Raw genomic sequence first — 1,356 nt, 5'->3', positions numbered from 1 at the left:
GGGCCGGCGGGCGGCGGTGCGGCCTGTGCCGCGCGGCGGCGGCGCCAGCGCAGCCCGGCGATCCGCCAGATACGCACGAATACCCACAGCAGGACCAGCGTGACCGGCAGCCAGGGCAGGGCCTCCAGCGCGAAGCGCAGCGCATCGGCCGTGCTCTGCGCCAGGATCGTCGCACTGTCGTCCCAGACCCGCACGACCGGCGCGAACCGGCCGGTCAGCGCCGAGCGGCCGACGAGCACGACGCTGAGGATCTCGGTCTGCACCCGCGTGGCAAGCGTGGTGCGGTCGCCGGTCGCGGCTTCGATCTGGCTCTGCACGCGGGCGATTTCGGAGGCGATCCGGATGAGGTCGTCGGTCTTGACGTCGGGGCGCTGCGTCAGCGCCTCCAGCCGGGCGCGGTAATCGGTCAACTCATGCAGCCGCGTCTCGGAGTCCGCGATCGTGCGCGTCAGGTCCTGCGCCTCGGTCGAGCGGGCACGCACGACCGGATCGCCCTCGGGCTCGCCCGGCAGGCGGGCACGCAGCGCCGCCTCCGCGGGCTCGACCGCGCCATGCGCGAGCCGCATCGTCAGCCGCCCTTCCGGCGCCCCGTCGTCGCCGCCGTCGCCGCCCGTCGTGAGGGAGGCGGAGATCAGCGTGCAATGCGCGGGGTCGGCGAGGCAGCGCGTGCGCGCCGCGTCATAGCGCGGCTGCACGTCGGCGGCCGGCATCACCAGGGTCAGGCCGTGCGTGTAGGCGATCTGCTGCCCGGTGGCGGTCTCGGCGGCGCGGGCCGCCATGGTGCCGGCGGATGGCGGCGCGCTCCCGGACGGGCTATCGGAGTTGCACCCGGCCAGCAGGGCGAGCATGCCGAAGGCCAGAAGCCGCAGTGATGTCCCGCCTGTCATGGCCGTCTTCGTCCCGTCCCGCGCCGATGGCCGTTAGTCCGGCGCCGACGGGATTGCAATCGCCGCGTGCGGGCGCCGCGCTGCCGCTGGTGCAGGTGCTGCGCGCGGCGGCGGCGCTGTCGGTCGTCGTGCTGCACATCACGCAACAGGCCGGGGCGCTTGTCGGCACGCCGGGCGTGGCCCCCTATGGCTGGCTGCGGCCGCTGCCGTGGGATGCCGGCGTGGACGTGTTCTTCGTAATCTCCGGCTTCGTCATGCTGTGGTCGTCGGCGGCGCTGTTCGGGCCGCCCGGCGGGGTGCGCCTGTTCCTGCTGCGCCGCATCGCGCGGGTGGTGCCGCTGTACTGGGTGCTGACGGCGGTGCTGGTGGCGGGGGCGCTGGTGCATCCGTCTTGGCTGAGCGCGCCGATCGGGCAGGCCTGGGGCTATGTCGCGGCGAGCTTCGCCTTCATCCCCTGGCGGCGTCCCGA

General features: G+C 74.3%; 2 protein-coding genes. One reads left to right on the top strand and one right to left on the bottom strand.

The window, feature by feature from the left end:
* On the bottom strand, positions 1 to 887 hold an 887-nt coding region (locus B8460_RS19130; protein ID WP_148360719.1), incomplete at its 3' end, for a DUF4349 domain-containing protein.
* A 53-nt stretch (positions 888 to 940) separates the two neighbouring features.
* Here B8460_RS19130 and B8460_RS19125 point away from each other — a divergent pair.
* On the top strand, positions 941 to 1,356 hold a 416-nt coding region (locus tag B8460_RS19125; protein ID WP_048863219.1), incomplete at its 3' end, for an acyltransferase family protein.

Origin of the sequence: Acidisphaera rubrifaciens HS-AP3 (genome assembly GCF_000964365.1) — a bacterium.
In the GTDB taxonomy this organism is placed as follows: Bacteria; Pseudomonadota; Alphaproteobacteria; order Acetobacterales; family Acetobacteraceae; genus Acidisphaera; species Acidisphaera rubrifaciens.
The sequence above is the reverse complement of the archived record's forward strand: the minus strand, read 5'-3'. Positions and strand labels throughout refer to the sequence as shown.